This is a genomic window from Clostridium tarantellae (assembly GCF_009295725.1).
GTDB lineage: Bacteria > Bacillota > Clostridia > Clostridiales > Clostridiaceae > Sarcina > Sarcina tarantellae.
Window position 1 is genome coordinate 1 of sequence record NZ_WHJC01000290.1, and the last position, 4,165, is coordinate 4,165.

The following is a 4,165-nucleotide window of genomic DNA, read 5'->3' on the forward strand; positions in this document are numbered from 1 at the left end:
TACAGAACTCCCTAAATATCTTCAAGAAAATAATTTTGATGTCGTTAGAGGAAAAGGAAAAACAGCTGAAAAAAATATAAAAGATATTCATGAATTTAAAATTAAAAACCTTGAAAAAGTAGAAAAAGAATTAAATGATGTTAAAATTGATTTAGAAGCTCATAGACAAGCTTTAAATAAAATTAATGATATTAGTCTTGTAAAGACTTCAAAAACGATTCTAGGAGATAATATAAAGGTTAAACAAGAAGACTATGAAAAAATAGTACAAGAATACAAAAATTTATTAAATGAAAATATAACTTTAACTAAAGAAAATGAAAATTTGAAAAATGAAAACAAAAATATAAATAAAAAATTAAAAGATTATGCTAGTGAAATAAAATCTTTTAATTATGCTGAAGTAAACTTTGAAAGAAAAAGAAAAAAGCTAAAAGAAGAATTAAGAGAAAATATAAATCAAGATTATAAAGAAATAATATATAATTTTAAAAAAGAAGTAAATGATCTAAATAAAATAGTTAATGAAAACAATAAATTAATAAAAAGATTAAAAGAAGAATTGAAAATAGATTCAGCAGCAGCAGAAAGATTAACTGAATTTATAAGATTTAAAAAAATATTACCTGAATATAGAGAGTTTTTTAAAGAAAAAGAAAGAATAAAAGCAAAAAAATATGAATTTAATATGTAAAAATTAAAAATAAAGAGAAGGTAATATAATTACACATTAAAGGCTTGTTTCCCTATTTCTAAATTTAAATATAAATATATACGTGTCAATGGCTTTAAAGCCCCTGTGGGTGTGCGTAGCACCATTGACACGTATATATTTATATTTATTCTATCTTTAGGGAAAACAAGCCTAAATTTTTATTAATCATCCCATCCTAGTAATTGTTTTTCTAAACTGTCATAATCATATTCTCGCTGATTATAATTAGTAAAATTTAATATTTTTTGTGGTTGAGTTATAGTTTTATTTTCTAGCATTCCTTTTAAATAATTTAAATTGTTATTTATTTTTTTATTTTTAAGTTTCATTAATTCAATACATTCTGTAACTTTATCTACTCCATATAATTTATTAAGTTTATCTATTTCATTTTTTTCAAAATTAAAATTTTCAGCAGAAGTTGATACTTTATTTTTTTTATGTTTAATATTAAATTGTAATGAAGTTACTTTTCTTCCTGTCTTTATAGATTCATATATAACATTAATATCAGTTTTAATATTAATTTCTTTAAGTGACGGATCTATAATATTTACTTTAATTTGTGACCATAATTTGTACTCAGGACATTTTAAAATATACGTAAATTCTTCTAAATCAATTTTAAACTCATTTTGAAATTCAAATCTTTTCATAAGTTCATAAATTCTTATTGAATATTTAGAATTTAATTTCAAAACATTTTCTAATTTATATTTTGTAAAATGTTCTTTTAAATGCAATAGATAAGGATATAATCTTTGATGTATTAGCATTTCTACTTTTCCATTTTCATAATAACATTCACTTAACCATTGAAATTGTCTAAGATTTCCGTCTTTTGTTTTTAATTCTACAACTCTTGATAATAAAGATTTTGTTATTCTTGTTAAATCTGAAAAACAATTTCTAGGATTTAATTCTAATAATTCTATAATTTCTTTTAAATCAAAAGTAACTTTTCCACATTCATCATCTTTAGTAGAATCAATCATACTTATCGCTAATAATAATAATTTTTGTTCTTTTGTAGGTATGAAATAACTCTTTTCTATTAATTCATTAGATTTACTTACTAAATTATTCTTTAAATATGTCATAATATAACTCCCTTCTAAAGATATTATAACACAAAAGTGTAAGTAAATTATAATACTACTTACACTTTGCACAGATTTTACTTACAGTTGCACAGATTTTACTTACACTTTGCACAGATTTTACTTACACTTTGCACAGATTTTACTTACAGTTGCACAGATTTTACTTACAGTTAAACTTTTAAAGCTAGACTGTAAGCAAGTTTAAAGACTTCTTAAACAAGAATAAACAAGATATATAAACAAGATATATAAACAAGAACAAACAATTAAATCAATAATATAACAAAATTTATTATTATTTATATTCAACTTGTTTAGTTTGTTTGTTTATTATAAAAGTTTCTGGCTCATCAAGTCCAATAATAATAAGTAGAACAGTTAAAATATTTCTTAATGAATTTAAATATTGTAAAAATTAAAAATGTCAGAATTAATAAGAATTATATTGATAGAAAATGGAATATGGGGAACTATAGATTCTCCTAGAAAAGAAGATGTATTTTTGATCGAAAAAATGATGTCAGTAGATATATCAAATATGTTTAATATTCTTGGATATAGAAAAAAAGCTGAACTTATGAACTTATTAAAAATTAATAAAAAACTTGAAAATATATAATTTAAATTTTTGCTAAAAAAATTTAAAAAAAATTAGCTTATTTTAAGCTAATTTTTAAACTCCTGAAAGGAGTTCTTTCTTTCTTTAATACTATCGGTAACTATTCGAATTTATAAAAAACCTATCTAAAGCATTGATTTATCTATGTTTAAATCAAAAAAAACTTGCTTTTTCAGGGGGAAAACTTTATAATTTTAATTGTTCAAGCTAAAATCATAAACCACCTAGAAAGGAGCAAGTTTTTTAAAAGGGATTTTTATACCCTTTTTTAATTCAATATTAAATTACATGAATAATAATACCAAAAAACAAAATATAAAACAAGATGCAATTTTAGAAAAATGTACTGGTAAAAAGAAGAAAAATCCTAAGTTTAGTAGTTATATTCAACCATTAATATCGAAAAAAATGCTAGAATTAATAAAAGATTGTGGAAGTTTTTTAATGTTATTAGGAGATTTAAATTTGGAAAATAAAAAATTATACAAAGGTAATTTTTGCAAAAATAGATTTTGCCCTATGTGTTCCTGGCGTTTATCTTGCAAGGAAAGTTTAGAAATAAGTATTTTAATGGAACATTTAAGAAAAGAAGAAAATAAAGAATTTATATTTTTAACTTTAACAACTCCTAATGTATCTGGAGATGAATTAGAAAGTTCTATAAAAGAATATAATAAATCTTTTGAAAGATTAATGAAACTTAAAGAAGTAAAAAAAGTAGTTAAAGGTTACATAAGAAAACTAGAAGTAACTTACCAAAAAGAAAAATACATTACTAAAGATCTATGGAAACAAAAGAAATATTATTATAAAAAAAGAGGTTTAAAAGTAGGAGATTTAGAACCAAATTATAATACTTATAATCCTCACTTTCATGTAATCATAGCTGTTAACAAAACATATTTTAAAAAAACAGATTTATATATAACTCAAGAAAAATGGCTTGAACTTTGGAAACAGTCAACTAGAAATGAGTTAATAACACAAGTAGATGTTAGAAAATCAAAAGCAAATGACTATAAAGAAGTTTATGAGTTAGCTAAGTATTCTGCTAAAGATACTGATTATTTAATTAATAGACAAGTATTTGAAACATTTTATAAAGCTTTAAAAGGCAAACAAGAAATGGTTTTTGGTGGACTTTTTAAAGATGCTCATAAAATGTATAAAAATCATGAATTAGATGTTTATAAAGAACAAGATAATATTAATTATGTGTACATGCTTTATTATGACTGGCATAAAACACAATATGAAATCTTTAAGAAAAGAGAATTAATTAAAGAAGAATTTGAAGAAGTTAACAAATCATTAATTAATGATTTATATATTTAGTTTAAATAAAAAGGGGGAATTTATTATGATGGCAAAAATAGATAAATTTTTTATTGCAGAATTGCAAGAAAGAGGTTATGACTTTAGTTATAAAACTTTATCCGATATTTATAAGGCTTCAAGAAAAAGATCTGATTGTGTAAAAAATAAACAAAAAAAAGAAATAGATGCCGAATTAATGGATAGAATTGCAAAAGATCTTATTAAAATGGGATTAGATTAAGTAAAATAAAAAAAGAAACTTTTAAAGTTTCTTTTTTTATTTTTCAGTTTGTAGACAAATAGCATTTTTGCATAAAGCAAAAATGCTATTTTTAGTTTTATAAGCAAAATTTCTAAATTTTTCAAATATATTTTTAATATTATGATATAATCCGAGATATCCCCCGGTCT

General features: G+C 21.8%; 5 protein-coding genes. 4 read left to right on the plus strand and 1 reads right to left on the minus strand.

The window, feature by feature from the left end:
• On the plus strand, nt 1-694 hold a 694-nt coding region (locus tag GBZ86_RS17310; RefSeq protein ID WP_170272258.1), incomplete at its 5' end, for a hypothetical protein.
• Nucleotides 695-876: 182 nt separating this feature from the next.
• Here GBZ86_RS17310 and GBZ86_RS13295 read toward each other — a convergent pair.
• A complete protein-coding gene (locus tag GBZ86_RS13295; protein WP_152891408.1) occupies nt 877-1,815 on the minus strand; it encodes a replication initiation protein in 939 nt (312 codons plus the stop codon).
• A gap of 424 nt (nt 1,816-2,239) precedes the next feature.
• Between GBZ86_RS13295 and GBZ86_RS13300 the strand changes: the two genes are divergently transcribed.
• The 3 genes from GBZ86_RS13300 (at nt 2,240) to GBZ86_RS13310 (ending at nt 3,995) form a co-directional block, all read left to right on the plus strand.
• Nucleotides 2,240-2,437 (plus strand): hypothetical protein, encoded by a 198-nt coding sequence (locus GBZ86_RS13300; RefSeq protein WP_152891410.1) that lies wholly within the window; start codon nt 2,240-2,242, stop codon nt 2,435-2,437.
• A gap of 288 nt (nt 2,438-2,725) precedes the next feature.
• The gene (locus GBZ86_RS13305; protein WP_152891412.1) at nt 2,726-3,772 is read left to right on the plus strand and encodes a protein rep; all 1,047 of its coding nucleotides are present in this window, start codon (nt 2,726-2,728) and stop codon (nt 3,770-3,772) included.
• 25 nt (nt 3,773-3,797) lie between these two features.
• Nucleotides 3,798-3,995 carry a hypothetical protein gene (locus GBZ86_RS13310; RefSeq protein ID WP_152891414.1) on the plus strand — a complete coding sequence of 66 codons (198 nt, stop codon included), beginning with the start codon at nt 3,798-3,800 and terminating at the stop codon, nt 3,993-3,995.
• Nucleotides 3,996-4,165 lie beyond the last annotated feature (170 nt).